We start from the raw sequence: 24,949 nt of genomic DNA, 5'->3' as shown, positions 1-24,949 counted from the left end.
GGGACGCCACCGATGTCCACGCACACGCTCCGTTCGAAGCGCCGCAGGTCGGCGCTTCGGACGGCGGCGTTCATGTCGCCCTGGTTGATCGGCTTCACCGTCTTCTTCGCGTATCCGCTGATCTCGACCGTCTACTTCTCCTTCATGAAGTACGACGGCTTCAACTCGCCCGTCTGGAACGGTCTGGGGAACTGGTCGTACGTCTTCGACGACTACCCGATGTTCTGGCCGTCCCTGCGCAACACCCTCTGGCTCGTCGTGATCATGGTGACGTGCCGGGTGGTCTTCGGACTCGGCGTCGGCCTGCTGATCACGAAGATCAAGACGGGGACGGGGATCTTCCGCACCCTCTTCTATCTGCCGTATCTGGCGCCGCCGGTCGCCGCGACGCTCGCGTTCGTCTTCCTGCTCAACCCGGGTACGGGACCGGTCAACACCATTCTCGGGGACCTCGGCCTGCCGACCCCCGGCTGGTTCAACGACCCCGGCTGGTCCAAGCCCGCGCTCACCCTGCTGGCCGTCTGGGGCATCGGCGACCTGATGGTGATCTTCATGGCCGCGCTGCTCGACGTGCCGAAGGAGCAGTACGAGGCGGCCGAGCTGGACGGCGCGTCGGCCTGGCACCGCTTCCGGTACGTGACCCTGCCGAACATCTCGCCGATCGTGATGTTCGCCGTGGTCACCGGCGTCATCTCGGCGATGCAGTACTACTCCCAGCCGCTGGTCGCGGGCAAGGTCGCCTCCGGCGTCATCGGCGGCTCCGGGCAGCAGTTCGAGCCCGGGTACCCGGACAAGTCCACGCTGACCCTGCCGCAGCTGGTCTACAACCTGGGCTTCCAGCGCTTCGACTACGGCGCCGCGTGTGTGGTCGCGCTCGTGCTGTTCGCGCTGGCCATGGCCTTCACGGCGCTGCTGATGCGGCGGCGCGGCGGACTGATCGGATCGGGTGACTGAGATGACACAACTCCTCGGCCGCCCCGGCTCGCCGACGACGACCGCGCCCGGCGCGCCCGACCGCACGCCGGCCGCCCGCGCCGCGCGCCGCAAGGCGCTGCTGCACTGGATCGCCGTGCACTCACTGGGGGTCGCGGCCGCGCTCTTCTTCGTGCTGCCGTTCGTCTTCCTCTTCCTGACCTCGGTGATGAGCGACCAGCAGGCGCTCACCCGCGATCTGACCCCCAACTCCTGGGAGTGGGGCAACTACGCGAAGGTGTTCCACACCCCGGGCTTTCTGACCTGGTGGAAGAACACCCTGCTGTACGCGGGGCTCGGCACCGTCCTGTCGGTGCTCTCCTCGATCCCGGTGGCGTACGCGCTCGCGAAGTTCCGCTTCCGCGGCCGGCGGTTGTCGCTGATGCTCGTCATCTCGATGATGATGCTGCCGCCCCAGGTGATCATCATCCCGATGTATCTGTTCTGGGCGAAGCAGCTCGATCTGTCGGGCTCGCTCTGGCCGCTGATCATCCCGATGGCGTTCGGTGACGCGTTCTCGATCTTCCTGCTGCGCCAGTTCCTGCTGACGATCCCCAACGAGTACCTGGACGCGGCGAAGGTCGACGGCTGCGGCGAGTTCCGTACGCTGATCAGGGTCGTCCTGCCGATGGCCAGGCCCGGGATCGCGGCCGTCGCGCTGTTCCAGTTCTTCTACGCCTGGAACGACTACTTCGGCCCGCAGATCTACGCCTCGGAGAACCCGGCCGCCTGGACGCTCAGTTACGGCCTGGAGTCCTTCAAGGGCGCGCACCATACCGACTGGAATCTGACCATGGCCGCGACCGTACTGGTCATGGCCCCTGTGATCCTCGTGTTCTTCTTCGCCCAGAAGGCGTTCGTCGAGGGAGTCACACTGACCGGAGTGAAGGGCTGAGAACCATGAAGCTCGCCGTGGTAGGCGGAGGATCGACCTACACACCCGAACTCATCGACGGATTCTCTCGGTTGAGGGACACCCTGCCGATCGAGGAACTCGTCCTGGTCGACCCCGCGGCCGACCGTCTGGAACTGGTCGGGGGGCTGGCCCGGCGCATCTTCGCCAAGCAGGGCCATCCCGGCCGTATCACCACCACCTCGGACGTGGACGCGGGCGTCGCCGGCGCCGACGCGGTACTGCTCCAGCTGCGGGTCGGCGGACAGGCCGCGCGCAACCAGGACGAGACCTGGCCGCTGGAGTGCGGCTGCGTCGGACAGGAGACGACGGGCGCGGGCGGTCTCGCCAAGGCGCTGCGCACGGTCCCGGTGGTCCTCGACATCGCCGAGCGGGTGCGGCGCGCCAACCCCGACGCGTGGATCATCGACTTCACCAACCCGGTGGGGATCGTGACCCGGGCGCTGCTCCAGGCCGGTCACAAGGCCGTGGGACTGTGCAATGTGGCGATCGGTTTCCAGCGCAGGTTCGCGAAGCTGCTGGACGTCGCGCCCTCCGACGTCTACTTGGAGCATGTGGGGCTGAACCATCTGACCTGGGAGCGCGGTGTACGGCTCGGCGGCCCCGACGGCGCCGATCTGCTGCCCAAGCTGCTGGCGGAGCACGGCGACTCGCTCGCCGCCGATCTGCGGCTGCCGCGCGCGGTGCTGGACCGGCTCGGGGTCGTGCCCTCGTACTATCTGCGCTACTTCTACGCGCACGACGAGGTCGTACGGGAGCTGCGGACCAAGCCGTCCCGCGCCGCCGAGGTGGCCGAGATGGAGAAGCAGCTGCTGGAGATGTACGGCGACCCCACGCTGGACGAGAAGCCCGAGCTGCTGTCCAAGCGCGGCGGCGCCTTCTATTCGGAGGCGGCGGTGGATCTGGCCGCCTCGCTGCTGCGCGGCGGCGGCAGCCCCGTCCAGGTGGTGAACACGTACAACAACGGCACGCTGCCGTTCCTGGCGGACGACGCGGTGATCGAGGTCCAGGCGCGGGTGGACACCTCGGGCGCGGCGCCGCTCCCGGTGTCCGAGCTGGATCCGCTGTACGCGGGCCTGATCGCGAATGTCACGGCGTACGAGGACCTGGCGCTGGAGGCCGCGCTGCACGGCGGCCGGGACCGGGTCTTCAAGGCGCTGCTCGCACACCCGCTGATCGGTCAGTACGAGTACGCCGAGGCGCTCACCGACCAGCTGATCGCCCACAACCGGGAGCATCTCGCGTGGGTGTGAGCGTGGCGGTGAGCACAGCCGGCGAGACGGTGGGGCGCGCGAGCGTCCTGGCCGTCGACGCCGGGAACAGCAAGACCGATGTGGCCGTGATCGGCGCCGACGGCTCGGTGCTCGGCACGGCCCGCGGGGGCGGCTTCCAGCCGCCGGTCGTCGGGATCGAGGCGGCGGTCGACGCGCTGGCGGTGACGGTCGCCGAGGCCGCCTCGGCGGCGGGGCTGCCGGAGCGCGATCTCGTCGGCCATGTGTCGGCCTGTCTCGCCAACGCCGACCTCCCGGTCGAGGAGCGGGAGTTGGCCGAGGCCGTGCAGGCGCGCGGCTGGGGGCGTACGACAGAGGTGCGCAACGACACCTTCGCGATACTGCGCGCCGGGCTGCCGAGCGGCGCGGAGCCGCGGGGCGTGGCCGTCGTCTGTGGCGCGGGCATCAACTGCGTGGGCATGCTGCCGGACGGCCGTACCGCGCGGTTCCCCGCGATCGGACGGATCTCCGGTGACTGGGGCGGCGGTTCGGGTCTCGCGGAGGAGGCCCTGTGGTTCGCGGCGCGGGCCGAGGACGGCCGCGGCGAGCCGACGGAGCTGGTGCGGACGCTGCCCGGCCATTTCGGGCTCGGCTCGATGTACGAGCTGATCGAGGCGCTGCATCTGGGTCATATCCCGTTCACGCGCAGGCATGAGCTGACGCCGGTGCTGTTCGCGACGAGCGCGGCGGGCGACGCGGTGGCCCACTCCGTGGTCGACCGGCTGGCCGAGGAGGTCGTCGTCCTGGCCGCGGTGGCGCTCGGCAAGCTCGGGCTGCTCGACGAGGAGGTGCCGGTGCTGCTGGGCGGGAGTGTCCTGGCGGCCCGTCATCCGCAACTGGACGACCGGATCGCGGAGTTGCTCGCGGCCAGGGCGCCCAAGGCGGTCATCGGCGTGGTGACGGCGCCGCCGGTGCTGGGGGCCGCGCTGCTCGGTCTCGACCAGGTGGGGGCGGGCGCGGAGGCGCACGCCAGGCTCGGGGCGCATTACGCCTGACCCGGGCCGCCCCATGAGGCGCGGACGGCCACGCGGACTCCGGGCCGTCGCACCCGTACGAAAGCCCCGTGAACGGGAACCGCTCACGGGGCTCCGGCGTATTCATGAGGGGGAGACGGCGGGAAGACGGCGGGGGACCGGCCCGCCGCGGCCGACGCGGGAAGGACAAGATCCAGTCAATCCTGGTGTAGTTGTCAGTACCTCCGGCCATACTGCTGACCTGGAGTTGTCCCCCGGCCCGCAGGGGGCGGGCCGCCGTCGTCCATGACCAAGGGGGAGGTCACGTGACAAACCCGTCGAATGTGCGCTCCGCGCCACCGTCGGCTCCGCCGCACGCGCCCACGCGGCCGCCGATGCCGCCGTCGGCCGCGCCGCCCGGCCAGGTGCCCGCGCGCCGGGCGGCGTGGGCCGAGACCGCGGAGCGGCTGCGCGCCGCCGCGACGACCGAGCCCGGCCGGCTGCGGATCATCGGCGCGGCCCTGGCCCTGCTGGTCGTGGCCTTCGGGGCGGTGACGGCCTGGGAGGCGTCGGACCGGTTCACCGCCGCCGATGACGTGGTGAACCGCAGTCAGCCGCTGAGCGTGGACGCGGCGGACATCTACCGCTCGCTGGCCGACGCCGACACGGCCGCGGCGAGCGGCTTCCTGGCGGGCGCGCCGGAGCCCGCGGATGTGCGCGAGACGTACAGCACGGACATCACGACGGCGTCGGGGCTGCTGATCACGGCCGCCACGCACACGGACGACAGCGGTGAGTCGGGCCGCCAGATCGCCACGCTCAACGAGGGACTGCCGCGCTACACCGGCCTGATCGAGCAGGCCCGCGCCTACAACCGGCAGGGGCTGCCGCTGGGCGGCGCCTATCTGCGGTACGCGAACCAGCTGATGAGCAACGAACTGCTGCCCGCCGCCGAGAAGCTGTACGCGGCGGAGACCGACCGGCTCGCGACGGACAACGACGACGCGCGGCTGTGGCCGTTCGTCTCCACGGCGCTGGGGGTGCTGGCGTTCGGCGCTCTCTTCTGGGCGCAACGGCGCAACTACCTGCGGACGAACCGCGTGTTCAACCACGGCCTGCTCGCCGCCACCGCCGCCGCCACGGTCCTGCTGCTCTGGCTGGCCGCCGCGCAGACCGTCGCGCGCGCGGAGCTGGACAACGCGAAGACGCACGGCCAGGCGTCGTTGGAGGTCCTCAACGACGCGCGGATCAACTCGCTCAAGGCCCGCGCGAATGAGAACCTCACCCTGGTCGCGAGGGGCGCCGTCCTCAACGAGGACAACAAGGACAAGTACGAGACGGATTACAACACGGGCATGGACAAGCTCAGCGTCGCGCTCGGCAGGGCCGAGGGGCTCGCCGACAACAGCGACGGCCGTACGCCGGTGAAGGACGCGATCGCCTCGGTCGCGGAATGGCGCGAGCGCCACGCCCTGGCCAGCAAGGCCGACAAGACCGGTGACTACAAGACCGCGCTGGCGCTGGTGATCGGGTCGAAGGACCCCACGGCGGCCGGGGCGAAGGGCTCCACCGGCGAGTCCTTCCGCCAGGTGGACTCGTCGCTGAAGCTGGCGATCGATCTGGAGCAGAAGGAGTTCGACACCTACGCCTCGGACGGTCTCGGCGCGCTGAACGGTCTGGCGATCGGGGCCGGCGCGCTGGCGCTGGTGGCCGCGGCGGGCGCGATCCTGGGGATCGGCCGCAGGCTTTCGGAGTACCGGTGAGAGGGGGAGGGATGACCTCGACGGACAGGCCGCGCCGGTCCCGCGGCCCCGGCCCGTTCCGCGGGCTCCGCGGCTGGGGCGGAGTCTCGGCCATGGCGGGCGCCTGTGTGCTGACGGCCTCGGTCACCCTGCTGCCGCTGACCCGTACGACCTCGGAGGAGACGGAGCGCTCCGAGCAGCGCATCGCCACGGCCGTGCCCGCGAAGGCCGACGACTGCCCCTCCCCGGAGGCCAGTCTCCGGCCCGTCGACGACAACAACGCCCCCGGCGTCAAGGCGATCAGAGACCGTACGGGTGATGACCGCAAGCTGATCGTGGGAGTCGACCAGAACAGCTACCGCTGGGGTGCCCGCAACCCCGACACCGGCGATCTGGAGGGCTTCGACATCGATCTGGCGAAGGCCATAGCGGCGGACATACTGGGCAGTCCGGACGCCATCGTGTTCCGTACCATCCCCACCAACCAGCGGACCGAGGCGCTGAAGAGTGGCACGGTGGACCTGGTCGTCCGGACGATGACGATCACCTGCGACCGGCTCGAGGACGTCTCCTTCTCCACCGCCTACTTCCAGACGGGCCAGCAGATACTGGTCCCGAAGGGGTCGGCCATCAAGGGATACGACACATCCCTGGCCGGGAAGCGGGTCTGCACGGCCGAGGGTTCGATCGCGAACGAGACACTGAAGAGCGAGTCGTTCGGCGCGATATACGAGGACGCGAATGAGGGGAAGCCTTCGGACAAGGACCAGTTGACGGTGCCCAACCAGCTCGACTGCCTGGTCCGGCTCCAGTTGGGCGAGGTCGACGCGCTGATGACGGACAACGCCCTCGCGGCCGGCCAGGCGGCCCAGGACCCGGCGGTCGAGCTGCGCGGGAAGCCGCTCAAGCCGGAGTACTACGGTGTCGCCGCCAAGCTCGGCAACGACGATCTGGTGCGCCGGGTGAACCACGTGCTGGAGGAGTACCGCGCGGGCGGGCCCAACAGCCCCTGGATGACGTCGTACAAGCGGTGGCTGGCGGCGGGGCTGCCGGGCATCACGAAGCCGCCCACAGCCGCCTACAAGGACTGACGGGCCGAGAACCGAGGTCCGAGGCCGAGGGCCGACGACCCGCGGACACGCGGTGCGCCGGCCGGCGTTCCGGCAGGGCCGAAGATGACGAGCGGAGAGGTGAGCGATGAGCGTCACGGGTTCCTTCCCCGACTCGACGGGGAGGCCACCGGGACCGGTGATGGACCGGGACGAGGTGGACCGCGCCCTGTCACGCCTCGAAGCGGAGTACGAGGCGATCGAGACCTCGCTGCTCGCCCTCCAGGACCACGCGGGCCGCAGACTCCTCGAAGGCGCCGACCTGACCGGTGTCACCAAGGACCGCTGGGCCGCCGCCGAACTGTCGATCACGCTCCTGTGGACGTACTTCGACAGCTACACCGCGGCGCTGAACAGGGCCCGTGAGGCACGCGCCAGACGGCGCTGGCCCCATCGCGACGACCTGCTGGAGCTGACGGAGACGCTGCGCGGCCGCGGTGTCGTGGTCGCGGGCGCCGCGGGACAGCTGCCCGCGTCCCTCACCGGCCCGGCGAAGCTCTCCGAGCGCTTCACGCTCGCGGAGCTGGTGGCCAGGATGAACGAGCTGTACGCGTCGTCCCTGGACATGGTCGTGGCCGCGGACTCGGTGTGGTCCGCGCTGCCCGCACGCATCGATCTGCTCTCCGCGGAGCTGCGGCGCACCCGCTCGCTGGCGCACTCCGTCGGCGTACGGCCCGGCGAGCATCCGGCCGGCGACGATCTGGAGTCGATCACTCAGGAACTGAGCACGCTGCGCGACCAGGTGATCTCCGATCCGCTGGCGTTCTGGCGGCCCGGCCCCGGCAGTTCGGCGCCCGGCGGCGGCCGTCCCGACACCGAGCGCTACGACCGGGCCGCCCGCGCGCTGGAGGACGTACGGCGCGAGATCGAGGCGGTCCTGCGGGTGCGCCAGGACTCCGAGGAACGGCTGATGCGGCTGCGGGACGTACTGTCGCGCGCGGACCGTACGCTCACCGAGGCCCGGTCGGCCCGCGGCGAGGTGCTGGCGAAGATCGCCGCCACCGAGGTGCCCGCGGTGAGCGGTCCGCCGACGGCCCTCCAGGAACGGCTCTCGACCGCCGCCGAGTACCGCAGACACGCGCAGTGGCACCGGCTCTCGCCGCTCCTGGAGTCACTGGAGCGGGACGCCGAGGACGAGCTGCTGCGGGCCCGCGAGTCCTTGACGGCGGTCACGGCACCGCTCGCGGTCCGCGCGGAGCTGCGCGGCCGGCTGGACGCGTACAAGGCGAAGGTCGCCCGGCACGGACTGGCCGAGGATCCGGTGCTGATCGAGCGGTACGACGCGGCGCGCCGGATGCTGTGGAGCGCGCCCTGTGATCTGCGCGTGGCCGAGGAGGCGGTGCTGCGCTATCAGCGGGCGGCGGCGGACGTGCTGGTCCCCCGCGGGCCCGGCTCCGCCGGCCACAGGGGGGACACATGACGGAGCGGTGCGCGGTGACGGGCCTGACCTGCGGGCGGTCAGGACCCGGGGGACGGACGAGGGAGCGGGACGCGACGGAGATGCCGGCGTCCACGGGTCGACGGGGGGACAGATGAGCGGGACGAACGCATGCCAGCGCCCCGGCTGCGAGGGTTCGTACGAGGACATGGGCGGCGGTGAGCTGTACTGCGACACCTGTGGTCTGGCGCCCGTCGTCTCGCCCAACGGCTCGCTGTCCTCGCCGCCCACCGGCATCACGGGCGGCGGCCGGAGCAGCGGTTCCGGCCGTGGCGCGTCCTCGCGCTCGTCGTCCGGCTCCTCCGCACGGGCCTCCTCGCGGAGCTCCTCACGCTCGTCCACGTCCCGGCGCTCGGTCTCGGGCCGCCTCTCGCGCACGCTGTCCGGGCGGCTGTCGACCCAGTCGGTGTCGGTCCGCAGCTCCGGCTCGTCCACGGCCGCGTCGGGCCGTAACCGCCTCGGCGCGGGCCTCGTCTCCGTACCGGACGTGCCGCGCCCCGACCCGCGCTCCGCGGTGATGGACCATCCGGAAGTGCCCGAGCGCAAGCGGTTCTGCTCGCGCTCGGACTGCGGTGCGCCGGTGGGCCGTGCGCGCGGGGACCGGCCGGGGCGGACGGAAGGGTTCTGCACCAAGTGCGGGCACCCGTACTCGTTCGTGCCGAAGCTGCACGAGGGCAATATCGTGCACGGCCAGTACGAGGTGGTGGGGTGTCTGGCCCACGGCGGTCTCGGCTGGGTCTATCTCGCGATCGACCGCGCGGTCTCGGACCGCTGGGTGGTGCTCAAGGGCCTGCTGGACACCGGCGACCAGGACGCCATGGAAGCGGCGATCTCCGAGCGCCGCTTCCTCGCGGAGATCGAGCACTCCAACATCGTCCGTATCTACAACTTCGTGGAGCATCTCGACCAGCGGACCGGCTCCATGGACGGCTACATAGTCATGGAGTACGTCGGCGGCAAATCGCTGAAGGAGATCGCCAACGAGCGGCGCACCGCGGCGGGCAGGCGCGATCCGCTGCCGGTGGAGCAGGCGTGCGCGTACGGGATCGAGGCGCTGGAGGCGCTCGGCCATCTGCACAGCCGCAATCTGCTCTACTGCGACTTCAAGGTCGACAACGCGATCCAGACCGAGGACCAGCTCAAGCTCATCGACATGGGCGCGGTCCGCAGGACGGACGACAACGAGTCGGCGATCTACGGCACCGTCGGCTACCAGGCGCCCGAGGTCGCGGAGGTCGGCCCGTCGGTGGCCTCCGATCTCTACACGGTCGCCCGCACCCTGGCGGTGCTGACCTTCGATTTCCAGGGCTACACCAACGTGTTCGCGGACTCGCTTCCGGACCCGGAGCACATCGAGGTCTTCCGGACGTACGAGTCCTTCTACCGGCTGCTGGTCCGCGCGACGGACCCGGATCCGGCGCGCCGGTTCTCGTCGGCGCAGGAGATGGCGGAGCAGCTGACGGGCGTGCTGCGGGAGGTGGTGGCGCTACAGACGGGGCGTCCGCGTCCGTCGCTGTCGACGCTGTTCGGTCCCGAGCTGCGGGTCACGGACACGGAGCTGTTCGCGGAGCTGACCGAGGAGGTCTCACGGCTGGGGGCGCGTCCCGAACGGGCCCGGGGAGGCGGTCTGTTCGGCCGACGCGCCAGAACGGAGGCGGCGGGGCCCGCTCTCGCGGGCGGCGACGGGACGGGAGCCGCGCCGGTCCTGCCGCCGGGCGCCGGGGCCGGGGCGGTCGCGCTCCCCGCGCCGGGCGCACGGCCCGGCGTTCCAGGGGCCGGTGGGCTCGCCCCGGCGGCCCCGCCGTATCTGCCGGCGCCCCGCGCGGAGGCGGCCCCGGGCACGGCGGGCGTCCTCGGTACGAGCACCCCGGGTACGAGCGCCGCGGGTACGACGACGGGATCTGCGGGCGCCGCGGGCCCCGGTGTGCCCCGGCTCGCGCCGCTCGACACCCGGGCGATCGCGCTGGCGCTGCCCGTACCGAGAGTCGATCCGAACGATCCGAACGCCGGATTCCTCGCCGGTCTGCTGGCCTCGGCCCCCGCCGAGCTGATCACCGCGCTGGCCGCCGCCCCCGCCGACTCCGTCGAGCGCGGACTGCGCGAGCTGCGCGCCCGGCTGGAGATGGGGGAACTGGCCACGGCCGCCGCGTCGTTGGCCGCTCTGGAGGAGCGGCGTCCGGATGACTGGCGGGTCGTCTGGTACCGGGGCGTCGCCTCGCTCTCCACGGGCGACCACGAGACCGCGGCGCTCTCCTTCGACGCGATATACGACGCGTTCCCCGGCGAGCCGGCCCCGAAGCTGGCGCTGGGCGTCTGCGCCGAGGTGCTCGGCCAGCTGGACAACGCCGCCGAGTACTACCGTCTCGTCTGGACGACCGACCCGAGCTATGTCAGCGCGGCGTTCGGTCTCGCCCGGGTGCAGCTGGCCGCCGGTGACCGGGCCGGTGCCGTACGGTCCCTGGAGTCCGTGCCCGAGGCATCGATCCACTACACGGCGGCGCGGGTCGCGGCCGTACGGGCCAGACTGCGGGAGCGCGGCGCGCGGGCGGCGGCCGTCGGCACCGGCCAGGAGCCCCCGCTGATCGACGATCTGACGGCGGCCGCCCATCAGGTCTCCGCGCTCCAGCAGTTCGGTCTGGACGCGGTGCGGCGCGAGCGGTTGTCGACAGAGGTACTGGGGACGGCCCTGGACTGGGTACTCTCCGGTAGTCCCGGCTCCCGTCCGGTGCGGGCCGTACTGCTCGGCAGCGAACTGGACGAGCGTGGGCTGCGTTTCGGACTGGAACGCTCCTACCGGGTACTCGCCCGGCTCGCTCAGCGCGGCGAGGAAAGGATCGAACTGGTGGAGCGGGCCAACCGTTTCCGCCCCCGGACGTGGGTGTGATTGATGTCCCAGAAACCCAAGTCGGCGCAGCTGCCGACCTGCCCCAGCTGCGAGGAGCCGCTGGAGTCCGGCGACCTGTTCTGCGGCGCGTGCGGTTACGACCTGTCGGTCGTGCCACCGCGCCCGGACGACAGACCCACCCTCGTGATGAAGGGCGTGGGACCGGCGGAGCCCGAGGCCAGGGTGCCCGACAGCACGGTGCCCGACGCCGCGGCGGGCGCTCCGGCGGCGGGCGCTCCGGCGGCCGGTGCTCCGGCGGCCGGTGCTCCGGCGGCCGGTGCTCCGGCGGCCGGTGTGGAGTGGCCCACGGTCACCGGGACCGACAGTTCCGGCACACCCGCGCCTCTGCATCTGCCGGAGGAACTGGTGGGGCTGGAGTCGAGCGGCTCACGGCTGCCCGCCCATCCAGGTGACTTCGAGCTGCCCGCGCCCGCCGCGCCCGCGGCCGTGGTCTGGGACAGCGCGGCGCGCGACTACGCGAACCAGGAGAGTGCGGGCCAGGAGAACACGAACCAGGGGACCGCGGGCCCGGAGGGCACGAACGAGGAGAGCGCCCGCCCGGAGAGCCCGAACCCGGACGCCGCCGATCCGCGCACCGTGGACCCCGGCGCCGTACTGTCGCCCGGCGGCAAGCTCTGTGTCGCCTGCCGGGCCGGACGGGTCGACACGGACGGCTACTGCGAGAACTGCGGACACGCCCAGCCGCGTGAACGCGACCATGTGGAGCAGGAGTTGGGCGCGGTGGCGGCCGTCAGCGACCGCGGGCTGCGTCATCACCGCAACGAGGACGCGTTCGCCGTGTCGTCGGCCGCTCTGCCGGACGGCTCCCCCGCCGTGGTCGCGGTCGTCTGCGACGGCGTGTCGTCCGCGACCCGCCCCGACGAGGCCTCGGCCGCGGCGGCCTCCTCGGCGAACGAGTCCCTGCTGGCCGCGCTGGAGCGCGGGACGCATCCGCAGCAGTCGATGCACGACGCGATCGTCGTCGCGGCCGAGGCGGTCAACGCCCTCGCCACGACCCCGGGCGGCGGGATGGAGCACGACCCGCACCGCCACCAGAACGCCCCCGCGTGCACCATCGTCGGCGCGGTGGTCGCGGGCGGCCTGCTGGTCGTCGGCTGGATCGGCGACAGCAGGGCGTACTGGATCCCGGACGACCGCGGCGGCCCGCCCGCCCGGCTCACCGAGGACGACTCCTGGGCCGCGCAGATGGTCGCGGCGGGCCTGATGAACGAGGCGGAGGCGTACGCGGACGCCCGCGCCCACGCCATCACCGGCTGGCTCGGCGCCGACGCGTACGAACTGGAGCCGCACACCGCCTCGTTCAAGCCGGACCGCCCCGGTGTGGTGGTGGTCTGCACGGACGGTCTGTGGAACTACGCGGAGGGCGCCGACGAGATGGCCAGGGCCCTGCCGGCCGACGCGGCGCGACGGCCGCTGCACGCCGCCCAGGTACTGGTCGGGCACGCGCTCGACGGCGGGGGCCACGACAACGTAACAGTGGCGGTGCTGCCGTTCGCCCTGCCACCGCAAGGGGCAGGATCCGCCTACAACTCGGCGTGATTCCCGCTCTGCCCGCTCTCGATCACGCATGCCCCAGAACTGACCGATTACTGATCAATTGAAGATCTTTTACTGCCCCTTTCACTGACTTGTCTCTGCTGTGTGGAGCGTCAAGGAGCCGATACAGATGGCGAACTTCTCCAAGTCGAACGTGCCGCAGTTCTCCGTCGACGTGTACCAGAACGAATACCTGCCGGAAGGCGGGCGCGAGGTCAGCGCGATCGTCACGGTCACCTCGACAGGGGGCGGCACCACCGGCGGAGTGCCACTGGCGGGAGCCTCGTCCACACCCTCCGTCCTTCCCGGGTACAGCCCGAACGCGGCCGTGGTGATCATGGTCGACTGTTCGGGGTCCATGGACTATCCGCCGACGAAGATGCGCAACGCGCGCGACGCCACGGCCGCGGCCGTCGACACCCTGCGCGACGGCGTCGCCTTCGCGATCGTCGGCGGTACGCATGTGGCGAAGGAGGTCTACCCGGGCAACGGCAGACTCGCGGTCGCCGACAGACAGACCAGAGCCCAGGCCAAGGAGGCGCTGCGCCGGCTGAGCGCGGGCGGCGGTACGGCGATCGGGACCTGGCTCCGGCTCGCCGACCGGCTGCTGGCCACGGCCGATGTCCCCATCCGGCACGGCATCCTGCTCACCGACGGGCGCAACGAGCACGAGGCGCCGGAGGATCTGAGGGCCGCGCTCGACTCCTGCGCGGGACGGTTCACCTGTGACGCCCGCGGTGTCGGCACGGACTGGGAGGTCAAGGAGGTCACGGGCATCGCCTCCGCGCTGCTCGGGAGCGCCGACATCGTCGCCGATCCGGCCGGCCTGGCCGCGGATTTCACCACCATGATGGAGAACGCGATGGGCAAGGAGATCGCGGATGTGGCGCTGCGGATGTGGACACCCGTCGGCGTGGAGATCACCTTCGTCAAGCAGGTGGCGCCCACGGTCGAGGACCTGACCGGCCGGCGCACGGAGGCGGGGCCGCGGGCCGGGGACTATCCCACCGGGTCCTGGGGCGACGAATCGCGCGATTACCACGTGTCTGTACGGGTTCCGGAGGCCGGTATCGGCCAGGAGATGCTGGCCGCGCGGGTCTCGCTGATCCTCCCCTCGCAGGGCGGCGGAGCCCCCGAGGTGCTGTCGCAGGGGCTGGTACGGGCGGTGTGGACGGACGACATGGCGGCCTCCACCTCGATAAACCCCCAGGTCGCGCACTACACGGGTCAAGCCGAACTGGCGCAAGTCATCCAACAGGGTCTGGATGCGCGTAAGTCGGGCGATTTCGACGGCGCGACCGCGAAACTGGGACGTGCGGTGCAGCTCGCCGCGTCGTCGGGCAACGCCGATACCGCGAAATTGCTTTCGAAGGTGGTGGACGTCGTCGACGCGGCGACAGGTACTGTGCGACTGAAGGCGAAGGTCGCGGACGCGGACGAGATGACACTCGAAACGCGTTCCACCAAGACCGTTCGCGTCAAGAGGTAACCGCTTAACGAAGCACCCGCGTCACGAAGTACCCGCGTCACGAAGCATCCGCGTAGCGAAGAGTCCGCGGCACGGAGACACAGAGAACGGCGGCCTGCGGGCCGGACGAGGAGAGGGGGAAGCGCCGACATGCCGACCTGCCCGAACGGACACCAGTCGGGTTCCGACGACTGGTGCGAGGTCTGCGGCCATCGCATGGCCGGTCCTGGCGCTCCCACGGGTGCCGTACCACCGCCGCCTCCCCCGCCGCCGCCCGCGCCCGGCTACGGCTATCCGCCGGGGCCCGGCCCCGGCGCCACCGCCCAGGCCGAACTGTGCCCGCAGTGCCGCACTCCACGCGAGCCGATGGCTCCGTTCTGCGAGGAGTGCCGCTGGAACTTCCTGACGAACACGGCGACGTCGTACACCCCGCTGGCCCCGCAGCCGGGCCCCGGTGGCCCCGGTGGCACCAGCAGTCCCATTCCCGGGCTGAACCTGCCGCCGGGCTTCCAGGCCCAGCAGCCGCCCCGGCCGCACGATCCGTACGAGTACCAGAGTTCGCGGCCCTCGCAGCTGAACCGGCCCGCCGAACCGCTGTCGTCCGAGCCGGCGTCGCCGCACTCGCCGCCTCCGCCTCCGCCGTCGCCCTCGCCGCAGAGCCCGCACCACCAGCAGGGACCGCCGCCCCCGCCGCCGTATCAGCAGCAGGGGCCGCCGCCTCCGCCCGCCTTCCAGCAGCAGTCCGCCGCCCCGCGGTCGCCCTCGCCCGCGCGGCCGGCCGGTGACGACGACTGGATGCTGCCGCCGCCCTCGGGCATGTCGGCCCCGGCCCAGCCTCACGCTCCCCAGGTCCCTCAGGCTCCTCAGGCCCCCCAGGCTCCGCACTCACAGCAACAGTCGCATTCGTCACAGCAGTCGCAGCAGTCGCAGCCGCACGCACCGGCGCAGGTGCCCCAGCAGCACGACCCGATGCGGCAGTACCAGCAGGCGCCGGCCGGCTGGACGGCGGTCATCGGCCCCGACCGTGAGTACTTCATGGCGATGATGCAGCGCAGCGGCCCCGAGGCCACCGGGCTGAATCTGCCGGCGTACTCCCCCGAGCAGCGTCTGCCGCTGGCCGGGAACCAGGTCTCGATCGGCCGCCGCAGGCACTCCACAGGCGAGTCGCCGGAGATCGACCTGTCCGTCCCGCCGGAGGACCCGGGCGTCTCGCACCAGCACGCGATCCTGGTCCACCAGCCGGACGGCAGCTGGGCCGTGGTCGACCAGAACTCGACCAACGGCACCACGCTCAACGGAGCCGAGGATCCGATACAGCCCTATGTCCCCGTCCCGCTCAAGGACGGCGACCGGGTACATGTCGGCGCCTGGACGACGATCACGATCCGCCGGGGCTGACGCCACCCGGGCTCAGGGGCCATACGTACGGCCCCGCCGGGTCGTCCAGCCAGGCCCACTGGCGGCCGGCGGTGAGGGTGACGCCGAACCGTTCCCGCTCCGGGTGGCGCTCACGCTCCCACAGGGAGAGCGCCTCGTGCGGATCCAGGCTGCCCGAGGTCAGGGTCAGCAGGAAGCGGAAGAGTTCGTTCTCGCTCGCGCGCCTCGGCAGTCCGCCGAGGGGCCGGCGTGCCAGGGCCGTGCTCCCCGGCACGCCCCGCAGCGGTACGAAGTAGGCGGCGGTGTTCAGGAAGTGCCCCTCCGCGCAGGTGCCGCGCTCTCCTTCGCCGCGCCCTCTCCCGCCACCCCCCTGTGCGCCGTTCCCGTGGGCAGCCTTCCCGACCCGGAGGCTGATCAGCCCGGTGGCGAGCGGCGCCAGGATCCGCGCCCCCGGCCGGCACTGCGACAACCAGGCCGTCGGCACCGACGGCAGGGTGCAGGTCGCGATGATCCGGTCGAACGGAGCGCGCTCCGGGCAGCCGCGCCCGCCGTCACCGGTGATGACGGCGGGCCGGTAGCCGGCCGCCGCGAGATGGCTGCGGGCGGACTCGGTGATCTCCGGGTCGACATCGACGGTGGTGACGAGTTCGTCGCCCAGCCGGTGACAGAGCAGGGCCGCGTTGTAGCCGCTGCCCGCGCCGATCTCCAGGACGCGGTCCCCGTCCCGTACGTCCAGCTCCACCAGCATCCGGGCCATCAGCGAGGGCTGGCTGCTGGACGAGATCAGCTCGCCGTCGCGCACCCGGGTCGCGAGAGGCCCGTCCACGTACGCCCCGCGCAGCCAGCGCCGGCGCCGCACCGGGTCGGGGTCGCCCCTCCACAGCCGGTCGTAGCCACCGGGGCGGCCGACGAAGTAGTACGGCACGAAGAGATGGCGCGGAACCGCCTCGAACGCCTCCCGCCAGGCCGGGTCGTCGAGCGCCCCGGTCACCGCGATCTCCCGGATCAGCCCGGCGCGTGCGTCGGCGACATCCGCCTCGTCCGGCCCGTACACGTCCTCCCGGTGTGCACCCATCCCTCCACTGTCCTGGGTGAGCGGCCGGGAAGCGAGTGGGCCTTGGCATCTGCGCGCCAGTATTCGGACAGCCGCTGTAAGGGGGTCGTGGCGGGTGGTCCTAGGGCCGAGGTCCTCCGCCGGTCCGTCTGAGACCATGGACAGGTGAACGAGATTCCGCGGGGCACGCTTCAGGAGCAGACCTTCTACGAGCAGGTCGGCGGCGAGGAGACCTTCCGGCGCCTGGTCCACCGGTTCTACCAGGGGGTGGCCGAGGATCCGCTGCTGCGGCCGATGTACCCGGAGGAGGATCTGGGCCCCGCCGAGGAGCGGCTCGCGCTCTTCCTGATGCAGTACTGGGGCGGCCCCCGCACCTACAGCGACAACCGGGGCCACCCCCGGCTGCGGATGCGCCACGCTCCGTTCACGGTGGACAGCGCCGCGCACGACGCCTGGCTCAAGCACATGCGGGTGGCCGTCGAGGAGCTGGGGCTCTCCGAGGCGCACCAGCGGCAGCTGTGGGACTACCTCACCTACGCCGCCGCCTCCATGGTGAACGCCGCGGGCTGACCTCCTCCGCGATGTCCTGACGTCGATGTCCTGACGTCGATGTCCTTACGCCGTTGTCCTGACGCCGGTCCCTCCACGCCGGTCCCCCGAGGCCCGGTCCCGTTCCGGTCCCCGGGCGTGCGGTTCAGACCGGGGTGACGGTGAGACCGCCGATCCCCGCGCGCCGTAGCGCGATCGAGCCGTACGGCGTGCGGAGCCGGAGCCAGCCGCCCGACTCCAGCAGCGCCACCGGCTGTTCCTCGGCGGGCGCGGCGGCCGGCACCATGGCGCGGACGGGCCGCAGGAACCCCAGTGACTGCGCGGCGTGCACGGCCCGCAGTGGCAGAGGCGTGTCGCCGAGGGTCCGGGACCAGATCTCCCGGCCGATCCGGTCCCGTTCCGTACGGGTCCTGTCCCCGGGCGTCAACCGCTCGTCGCGGGAGCGGAATTCGGCGACGGCGACGGCCAGCGCACCGCGCATGGCGTCCGTGCCCGGCAGCCCCGGCACCTGCCGCCAGCCGCCGCGCGGTGGCAGCACCCCGGCCCACGGCGGGCCGGTGACAGCCGCCGGGACGGCCGCGCTGCCCGCCGCCTCGTCGATCGACTCGAGGAATTCCCCGGCGGAGACGGTGACATCGAGCGTGTACGGCGCGGCGAGCCTGGCCGTACGGATCGCGAGCACCTCGAAGGACGCCGGCCGGCCGAAGACGGCGAGCGCGCCGCCCCCGGCCTGGAGCCGTACGGCGGCGGCGCGGTCGTAGTGGATCAGCCGGGCGAGGAAGGCGCCGAGATCGGCCGCCTCCCGCGCGTCGGCGAACTCCACTGTCCGCTCGGGCGTCGTCATGCCGCGAGCGCGTCCTTGTCCCCGGCGTCCCGCGGGCTCTCGGCCCTGCCGGTGGCGGCCTCGTCGTCGAGGTACTTCCGGAGATACATCTTCTCCTCCTCGGTGATCCGCCGGGGCCGCCCTGCCGCCAGGTCGTACGGCACGACGACCGTCGAGGCCCGTACGTAGACCTGGCCCTCGTCCTTGATCTCGTACGCGATCGTCAGCGACGCGGCGTTGATCTTCGTCACCCACGACTCGATGGTCACCGGCTCGTGCCGGTGGACCAGCGGCCGCTTGTAGTCGATCTCGTGCCGGGCCACCACGGACCCGCCGGAGAAGGACGGCGAGCCGTCCCCCGGCGCCAGCCGGAACATGAAGTCGATACGGGCCTCTTCCAGATAACTGATGAAGACCGCGTTGTTGACGTGCCCGAAGGCGTCCATGTCCGACCAGCGCAGCGGGCAGCTGTAGTAGTGGCGGGCCATCTCAGCCTCGCGTCAGCTTCTTGTAGGTGGCGCGGTGCGGACGGGCGGCGTCCGCGCCGAGCCGCTCGACCTTGTTCTTCTCGTACGACTCGAAGTTGCCCTCGAACCAGAACCACTTGGACTCGCCCTCGTACGCCAGGATGTGCGTGGCGACCCTGTCCAGGAACCACCGGTCGTGGGAGACGACCACGGCCGCGCCGGGGAACTCCAGCAGCGCGTTCTCCAGCGAGGACAGCGTCTCGACGTCCAGGTCGTTCGTCGGTTCGTCGAGGAGCAGCAGGTTGCCGCCCTGCTTGAGGGTCAGCGCCAGGTTCAGCCGGTTGCGCTCACCGCCGGAGAGCACACCGGCCGGCTTCTGCTGGTCCGGGCCCTTGAAGCCGAACGCGGAGACGTAGGCGCGCGAGGGCATCTCGACCTGGCCGACGTTGATGTAGTCCAGCTCGTCGGAGACGACCGCCCACAGCGTCTTCTTCGGGTCGATGTTGTCACGGCCCTGGTCGGCATAGCTGATCTTGACGGTGTCGCCGACCTTGATGGAGCCGGAGTCCGGCTCCTCCAAGCCCTGGATCATCTTGAAGAGCGTGGTCTTGCCGGCGCCGTTCGGGCCGATGACCCCGACGATGCCGTTGCGCGGGAGCGAGAACGACAGGTCGTCGATCAGGACCTTCTCGCCGAACGCCTTGGAGAGGTTCTCCACCTCGACGACGACGCTGCCGAGCCGGGGGCCCGGCGGGATCTGGATCTCCTCGAAGTCCAGCTTCCGCATCTTGTCGGCCTCGGCGGCCATCTCCTCGTAACGGGCCAGTCGGGCCTTGGACTTGGCCTGGCGCCCCTTGGCGTTCGACCGCACCCACTCCAGCTCGTCCTTGAGCCGCTTGGCGCGCTTGGCGTCCTTCTGGCCCTCGACCTTGAGACGGGCCTGCTTGGTCTCCAGGTACTTGGAGTAGTTGCCCTCGTAGCCGTGGAGACGGCCGCGGTCGACCTCGCAGATCCACCCGGCGACGTTGTCGAGGAAGTACCGGTCGTGGGTGACGGCGACGACGGTGCCGGGGTACTTGGCGAGGTGCTGCTCCAGCCACTGCACGGACTCGGCGTCCAGGTGGTTGGTGGGCTCGTCGAGGAGCAGCAGGTCGGGGGCTTCGAGCAGCAGCTTGCAGAGCGCGACGCGACGGCGCTCACCACCGGAGAGGTTGGTGACGGGCCAGTCGCCGGGCGGGCAGCCGAGCGCGTCCATGGCCTGTTCGAGCTGGGTGTCCAGGTCCCACGCGTTGGCGTGGTCGAGGTCCTCCTGGAGCTTGCCCATCTCCTCCATCAGCGCGTCGGAGTAGTCGGTCGCCATCAGCTCGGCCACTTCGTTGAAGCGGTTGAGCTTGCCCATGATCTCGGCGGCGCCGTCCTGGACGTTCTGCAGCACGGTCTTGGACTCGTCGAGCGGCGGCTCCTGGAGGAGCATGCCGACGGTGTATCCCGGGGAGAGGAACGCGTCGCCGTTGGACGGCTGCTCCAGACCCGCCATGATCTTCAGCACGGTGGACTTACCGGCGCCGTTCGGACCCACCACACCGATCTTCGCGCCCGGCAGGAAGCTCAGCGTCACATCATCGAGGATGACCTTGTCGCCGTGCGCCTTACGCGTCTTGCGCATCGTGTAGATGTACTCAGCCAAGAGAAACCGTCCGGCAATCGAGAAGGGCCAATGTGCGGCTCCGCCGCGTGAGGGCAGATACACGCCATCTTGCCGCATGTCCATCCCCCGATGGAAACCAGTACCGCTCCCCGGACCGCTCCCGGGCCGTTCTCACGGCCGTGGCCCCCGGCACGCGGGTGCGTGCCGGGGGCCACGGGCTGCGAGGTCTCACTCAGCGCGAGACGTCCCTCACTCTCCGGGAGCCGAGGGCGTGGCGGCGTTCTTCTTACGAAGAAGGAACACGGCACCGCCGCCGAGCACCACGAGCGCGATCGCGACGCCCGCGATGACCGGGGTCGCACTGGAGGAGCCGGTCGCCGCGAGGTTGTCCGTGGCGGCCGCGGAGGAGCCGCCGGCCGAGGCCGGGAGCGGCTGCGAGGACTCCTGCTGGGTCACGGGGCCCGAGTCGCTGGTGGTCAGGCAGTCCAGGACGCCCTTGAAGTTCTGTGTGAACCCCGCGGGCCCGGTGATGGTGAAGTCGTACGCCTCGTCCTCGCCGACCGGGACGGTGACGGTCTTGGACTCACCCGCCGGGACCGAGTACTCGGTGCCCTTGAGGTCGAAGACGAACGGTTCGTCGCCCTTGTTGGCGGCGGTGATGTCGACGCCGCCCGCGGCGCAGTTCTTCTGAGCGGTGACGGCGGGGATCGCGCCCTGCTCCGCCCAGGTCCCGGTCGCCGTCGCCGAGACCGTGGACTCGCTGGACCCGGCCAGGATCTGCGTCTGGCTCTTGGTCACCCCGGCGAAGGCGCGGCCGACCGGTACGGAGGTGGTGGCCTGCACGCCGAGCGAGGCGGTGCCGTCGGAGGCGTCGGACGGGACGTCGAAGTACAGCTGCGTCCCGTTGGCGGCGGTGGTGACCGGGGCGCCGTCCTTGTCGGTGATCCTGACGCCGCTGGCGGCGGCGTCGGCGGGCGGCGTGACGGTGACACCGGCGGCGTCGGTGCGGACCGTGATCGGGCCGAGCTTCTCACCGGCCTTGCCGGAGACGGCGCCGGGCTCGAGTGTGAGGGACGCCTTGGGCTCGGCGGCGTCCTGGGCGCTCTTCTCCAGCCAGTCGGCGAGCTTCTCGGCCGCCGGGTCGCTGGCGTCGACATCGGCGCTGTCCGAGTAGCGCCAGATCGCGACCTGGGTGCCCGCCGCCGCCGTCTTCTCGGTGAGGGGCCCGGTCTTCGCGCTCTGGGCGAGTGCCGAGAGGTCGTCTATCTGCGGGTAGGAGTGCTCCAGGATCCAGCGGATCTTGCCGGCGTTCTTGTTGGCGCCCAGCGAGGTCTGGTTCCAGGGGGTCTCCAGGTATTTCGCCTGGTCCTGTGTGGGGTTGTGGATATCGATGCAGTACGTCTTGAGCTTGCCGCCGCCGTCCACGGTCATCTCGAACAGTCCGGCGGGGAGTTGCTGGTCCTTGCCGTCGCTGTGGAGCACGGCGCCGTCGTAGGTCTTCAGTCCGTCGAGGGTGGCCGCGGCGCCGCCCTGGTGCTGGGGGACCTCGTCGGCGGTGGCCGCGCCGGCGCCGGCCACCGAGCCCATGGCCACCAGTCCCGAGACGAGTACCGCGGCGGCGAGACGGGCGGCGCCCCGCTTCCGTACGGATGACGCTGATATCGCAGAAAACACAGAATTCCCCTTCGGGCGAGATTCTTCCGCGTTGAACGCGTGGGGGGATGCCTCGCCAGCAGACTCAAGTGCCCCGTGGGTACTCGCGAATCCTATGGACGGCACGAACCGCCGGAGTCCACTCAAGCACTCTGATAACCGTTCCGAATCGGAATCGTTATCGACACTCCGGCAGAACTATGCAATGCACACGAGTATATCGACATGTCTCCACAACCCACGCTCAGGGAACGGCAGTCGACGCCGCGACGAGCGGGCGGGCGGGTGCCGCGCCCGGCGCGCGAAGAGGTGCCGCCCCCGGCGCCCGAGCGGGTGGCGCGTCCGGCGTCGCCTCCACCGTCCCGTCCGCCGTCGCCTCCGGCACGGGGAACCGCCCCTGCTCCGGCCCCCGGATCCGTCCCCGCCCCTCCCCCTCCGTCGCCGGACTGTGACGCTCCGTCAGGGACGGAGTCGCCCTGGTCACACGTCTGAACGCGGCGGTCCCACGCGTCAGATCGTGACCGACCGCGACCGCGTCGATCTCCGCGGACGTCCGGCGCTGCCCTTCCCGTTCGTCCTCCCGCACCCGCAATCGGCCGTGCACGACGAGCGGCTCACCGACGGAGACCGAGGCGGCCAGATTCGCTCCCAGCGTCCGCCACGCCCATACCGTGTAGAAGCTCGTGGGCCCGTCCGTCCAGCTGTTCTTCTGCCGGTCCCAACGGCGCCCGGTCACCGCGAATCGGAACCGGGCCACCCCGCCCGTGACCGTCTCCCTGAATTCCACGCCTGTCGCGACGTTCCCCACCACGGTTACCACGGTGTCGCTCATAACGTCCCTCCCCGTCCGGCTGCATTGACTGATCCCATGCTGGACCGGATGGAAAGAATGCGCTGAGGGCTGTGGATTACCCGCCGGTTGTGGAAAACCCCGTCATCCGTTTCATCCGCCCGTACGCGACACGGTCACGTACTGCTCCCGCACCTCCCGGTAGCGCATCAGCTCCCCCGAGATCGGATCCAGCACCCTCGCCCTCCCGCAGGCCGCCGCCGCCTCGCGCAGCCGCCGCTCGGCGTCCTGCCCGTACCGTCGCGCCGGCCCCATCGCGGCCGCCCCGCACGCCCACTCCACGAACGGCCCGCCGATGATCCCGGCCAGCATCACCAGCACCGGCGGCAGCAGCCCCGGTTCCAGCACGCCGACGATCTGCCCCACCAGCCACAGCGCGCCGTAGATCTGGAGCAGCGTCATGGACGCCTGCGCCAGCACGGCGGCGGGCCACCAGGCGGGCCGCGGCGGCCGGCTGCTCGGGGTAGCCGCCGTCACCGCCAGCTCGTCCAGCGCCTCCGGCAGCCCCTCCGCGCCCCGCGCCGCCGCCTCGCGCACGGAGTGCGCCCAGGGCGCGGGCAGTCCGGCGGACGCCTCCTCCGCCACCGTACGTACGGCCTGTTCGACCCGCTGCCGTGCCGTCAGCTCCTCCTCCACGACCTCCGGGGGCCGCTGCGTCTGGCCGCCGGGCATCCGCGTCGACTCGTACCACCGCCACAGCCGCAGCCAGGGCGTTCCGCACGCGCGCCCCGCGTTCCTGCGCCAGGCGCGCTCCGCCGCCTCGCCCGCGGCCACCGCGCCGACCGCCCAGGCCAGCCGGTCGGCGAACTGCTCACGGGAACGCTCGCCGAGTCCGGCACGCCCCTCGGCGACATACGCGGACCGCAGCCGCCACGCCGCCGCGTCCACATCGGCGGAGAGCCGCCGTTCCGCCGCGCTCCGCTCCTGTACGAACCGCCCCAGCAGCTCGCGCAGTTCGCCCACGCCGTGCCCGCTGAGCGCCGAGACCGCGAGGACGGTGGCGCCGGGCTCGCCGTGTTCGCCCAGGGCCATCCCGTCCTCGTCGAGCAGCCGGCGCAGATCGTCGAGCACCTGGTCGGCGGCGTCGCCGGGGAGCCGGTCGATCTGGTTGAGCACGACGAAGGTGATCTCCGCGTGGCCGGCGAGCGGCCGCAGATAGCGCTCGTGCAGCGCGGCGTCCGCGTACTTCTCGGGATCGACGACCCAGATCACCGCGTCCACGAGCGCGAGCACCCGGTCCACCTGCTCGCGGTGGCGGACGACGGCCGAGTCGTGGTCGGGGAGGTCGACGAGGACCAGGCCGTGCAGTTCCTCGTCGCCGTCCCCGCCCGCCAGCGGCTTGCGCCGCAGCCGCCCCGGGATGGCCAGCCGGTCGAGCAGCCCCGCGGCGCCGTCGGACCAGACGCAGGCGATGGGGGCGGAGGTGGTGGGCCTGCGCAGGCCCGTCTCCGAGATCGGCACCTCGGCCAGGGCGTTGAACAGCGTCGATTTGCCGCTGCCCGTCGCTCCCGCGATGGCGACGACGGTATGGCGCGAGGAGAGCCGCTGACGGGCGGACGCCTCGTCCAGGACGCGCCCGGCCTCGGCGAGTACGGACCCTTCGAGCCGCGTCCTCGACAAGCCCACCAGCTCGCCCAGGGCGTCGAGACGTACCCGCAGAGAGCCGCCGTACGCGCCCCCGATCGGGGTGTGGACCTCGGAGTCGTCGGAACCGGCCCCCAGCGTGCCGTCGAGGCCGTCCAGCCCGCCGAAGCCGTCCAGGCCGCCGAGGCCGTCCGGGGAGCCCTTCCCGTTGGCACGGCGGGCGATCAGCCCGTCGTCCCAGCTGCCGGCGGAGGGGCCGGTTCCGTCGGAGCCGGTCCCGTCGGGGGCGGACACGAAGACATCGGACTCGAAGGCGTCGGACGGGGAGGCGGCGGCCGGGGAGGCGGCGGACTCGGAGGCGGCGAACGCGAACCCCTCGTCGGCCCTTCGTGGCTCCAGGGTCTCGTCGTCGGGCTCCAGGATCTCGACGGGCTCCCCCGCCCCATCAGGCTCCCCGGATTCGCCGGATTCCCTGGATTCACCGGATTCCATCGATTTAGCTGATTTCATGAATTTCACGGGCTTCATGAATTTCGCGAGCTTCGCGGACTTCCCTGGCTCGGTGACTTTCTCGGCTCCCTCCGCCCCATTCTCAGGAGTCCTGGAAGCCTTATCCGTCTTAACGGCCCTTTCAGCC

The 24,949-nt window shown here is 71.5% G+C and carries 19 protein-coding genes; 12 read left to right on the top strand and 7 right to left on the bottom strand.

Going from position 1 to position 24,949, the window contains the following annotated elements; genetic code table 11:
* The first annotated feature begins 12 nt into the window (after positions 1 to 12).
* The 11 genes from ACIOGX_RS06755 to ACIOGX_RS06705 all read left to right on the top strand — a co-directional run bounded on the left by ACIOGX_RS06755 (position 13) and on the right by ACIOGX_RS06705 (position 15,705).
* Positions 13 to 954 carry a sugar ABC transporter permease gene (locus ACIOGX_RS06755; protein ID WP_356508363.1) on the top strand — a complete coding sequence of 314 codons (942 nt, stop codon included), beginning with the start codon at positions 13 to 15 and terminating at the stop codon, positions 952 to 954.
* A gap of 1 nt (position 955) precedes the next feature.
* Complete coding sequence (locus ACIOGX_RS06750; protein WP_401910915.1) at positions 956 to 1,867, top strand: carbohydrate ABC transporter permease; 912 nt, start codon at positions 956 to 958, stop codon at positions 1,865 to 1,867.
* 5 nt (positions 1,868 to 1,872) lie between these two features.
* Positions 1,873 to 3,138: a 6-phospho-beta-glucosidase gene (locus tag ACIOGX_RS06745; protein WP_401765145.1), complete on the top strand. Its 1,266-nt coding sequence runs from the start codon at positions 1,873 to 1,875 to the stop codon at positions 3,136 to 3,138.
* 2 nt (positions 3,139 to 3,140) lie between these two features.
* Positions 3,141 to 4,151 carry an N-acetylglucosamine kinase gene (locus ACIOGX_RS06740; protein ID WP_387011645.1) on the top strand — a complete coding sequence of 337 codons (1,011 nt, stop codon included), beginning with the start codon at positions 3,141 to 3,143 and terminating at the stop codon, positions 4,149 to 4,151.
* Between the two features lie 353 nt (positions 4,152 to 4,504).
* Positions 4,505 to 5,872, top strand: a complete 1,368-nt coding sequence (locus ACIOGX_RS06735; protein ID WP_383960564.1) for a hypothetical protein — start codon at positions 4,505 to 4,507, stop codon at positions 5,870 to 5,872.
* 11 nt (positions 5,873 to 5,883) lie between these two features.
* On the top strand, positions 5,884 to 6,942 hold the full coding sequence (locus ACIOGX_RS06730; RefSeq protein ID WP_356508370.1) for a glutamate ABC transporter substrate-binding protein: 1,059 nt from the start codon (positions 5,884 to 5,886) through the stop codon (positions 6,940 to 6,942).
* Positions 6,943 to 7,048: 106 nt separating this feature from the next.
* Positions 7,049 to 8,380, top strand: coding sequence for a hypothetical protein (locus ACIOGX_RS06725; protein ID WP_356508372.1), 1,332 nt, complete (start codon positions 7,049 to 7,051; stop codon positions 8,378 to 8,380).
* Positions 8,381 to 8,492: 112 nt separating this feature from the next.
* On the top strand, positions 8,493 to 11,282 hold the full coding sequence (locus tag ACIOGX_RS06720; protein ID WP_401910911.1) for a tetratricopeptide repeat protein: 2,790 nt from the start codon (positions 8,493 to 8,495) through the stop codon (positions 11,280 to 11,282).
* 3 nt (positions 11,283 to 11,285) lie between these two features.
* Positions 11,286 to 12,842: a PP2C family serine/threonine-protein phosphatase gene (locus tag ACIOGX_RS06715; RefSeq protein WP_401910908.1), complete on the top strand. Its 1,557-nt coding sequence runs from the start codon at positions 11,286 to 11,288 to the stop codon at positions 12,840 to 12,842.
* A 127-nt stretch (positions 12,843 to 12,969) separates the two neighbouring features.
* A complete protein-coding gene (locus ACIOGX_RS06710; protein ID WP_401765133.1) occupies positions 12,970 to 14,328 on the top strand; it encodes a VWA domain-containing protein in 1,359 nt (452 codons plus the stop codon).
* Between the two features lie 129 nt (positions 14,329 to 14,457).
* Entirely contained in the window at positions 14,458 to 15,705 is a 1,248-nt protein-coding gene (locus tag ACIOGX_RS06705; protein WP_401910906.1) for an FHA domain-containing protein, read from the top strand.
* Here the strand turns inward: ACIOGX_RS06705 and ACIOGX_RS06700 are convergent.
* The gene (locus ACIOGX_RS06700) at positions 15,686 to 16,759 is read right to left on the bottom strand and encodes a methyltransferase domain-containing protein (RefSeq protein WP_384762990.1); all 1,074 of its coding nucleotides are present in this window, start codon (positions 16,757 to 16,759) and stop codon (positions 15,686 to 15,688) included. The two genes, ACIOGX_RS06705 and ACIOGX_RS06700, sit on opposite strands and share 20 nt — an antisense overlap.
* Positions 16,760 to 16,903: 144 nt before the next feature.
* Between ACIOGX_RS06700 and ACIOGX_RS06695 the strand changes: the two genes are divergently transcribed.
* Positions 16,904 to 17,308, top strand: a complete 405-nt coding sequence (locus ACIOGX_RS06695) for a globin (RefSeq protein WP_356508384.1) — start codon at positions 16,904 to 16,906, stop codon at positions 17,306 to 17,308.
* A gap of 124 nt (positions 17,309 to 17,432) precedes the next feature.
* Here ACIOGX_RS06695 and ACIOGX_RS06690 read toward each other — a convergent pair whose 3' ends face one another.
* From ACIOGX_RS06690 to ACIOGX_RS06665, 6 genes are all read right to left on the bottom strand, one after another.
* Positions 17,433 to 18,131 carry a hypothetical protein gene (locus tag ACIOGX_RS06690; RefSeq protein WP_401910902.1) on the bottom strand — a complete coding sequence of 233 codons (699 nt, stop codon included), beginning with the start codon at positions 18,129 to 18,131 and terminating at the stop codon, positions 17,433 to 17,435.
* Positions 18,128 to 18,598: a thioesterase family protein gene (locus tag ACIOGX_RS06685; RefSeq protein WP_356508388.1), complete on the bottom strand. Its 471-nt coding sequence runs from the start codon at positions 18,596 to 18,598 to the stop codon at positions 18,128 to 18,130. The genes ACIOGX_RS06690 and ACIOGX_RS06685 overlap by 4 nt, the downstream gene beginning before the upstream one ends.
* Before the next feature lies 1 nt (position 18,599).
* A complete protein-coding gene (ettA, locus tag ACIOGX_RS06680; RefSeq protein WP_129771163.1) occupies positions 18,600 to 20,264 on the bottom strand; it encodes an energy-dependent translational throttle protein EttA in 1,665 nt (554 codons plus the stop codon).
* A gap of 210 nt (positions 20,265 to 20,474) precedes the next feature.
* A complete protein-coding gene (locus ACIOGX_RS06675; protein ID WP_401910899.1) occupies positions 20,475 to 21,899 on the bottom strand; it encodes a Cys-Gln thioester bond-forming surface protein in 1,425 nt (474 codons plus the stop codon).
* A gap of 223 nt (positions 21,900 to 22,122) precedes the next feature.
* Positions 22,123 to 22,710: a single-stranded DNA-binding protein gene (locus tag ACIOGX_RS06670; RefSeq protein ID WP_401910896.1), complete on the bottom strand. Its 588-nt coding sequence runs from the start codon at positions 22,708 to 22,710 to the stop codon at positions 22,123 to 22,125.
* Positions 22,711 to 22,821: 111 nt separating this feature from the next.
* The gene (locus ACIOGX_RS06665) at positions 22,822 to 24,840 is read right to left on the bottom strand and encodes a GTPase (protein WP_401911999.1); all 2,019 of its coding nucleotides are present in this window, start codon (positions 24,838 to 24,840) and stop codon (positions 22,822 to 22,824) included.
* Positions 24,841 to 24,949 lie beyond the last annotated feature (109 nt).

Source organism: Streptomyces sp. NPDC088147 (genome assembly GCF_044741565.1).
In the GTDB taxonomy this organism is placed as follows: Bacteria; Actinomycetota; Actinomycetes; order Streptomycetales; family Streptomycetaceae; genus Streptomyces.
This window is presented reverse-complemented; position numbering and strand designations above follow the sequence as displayed.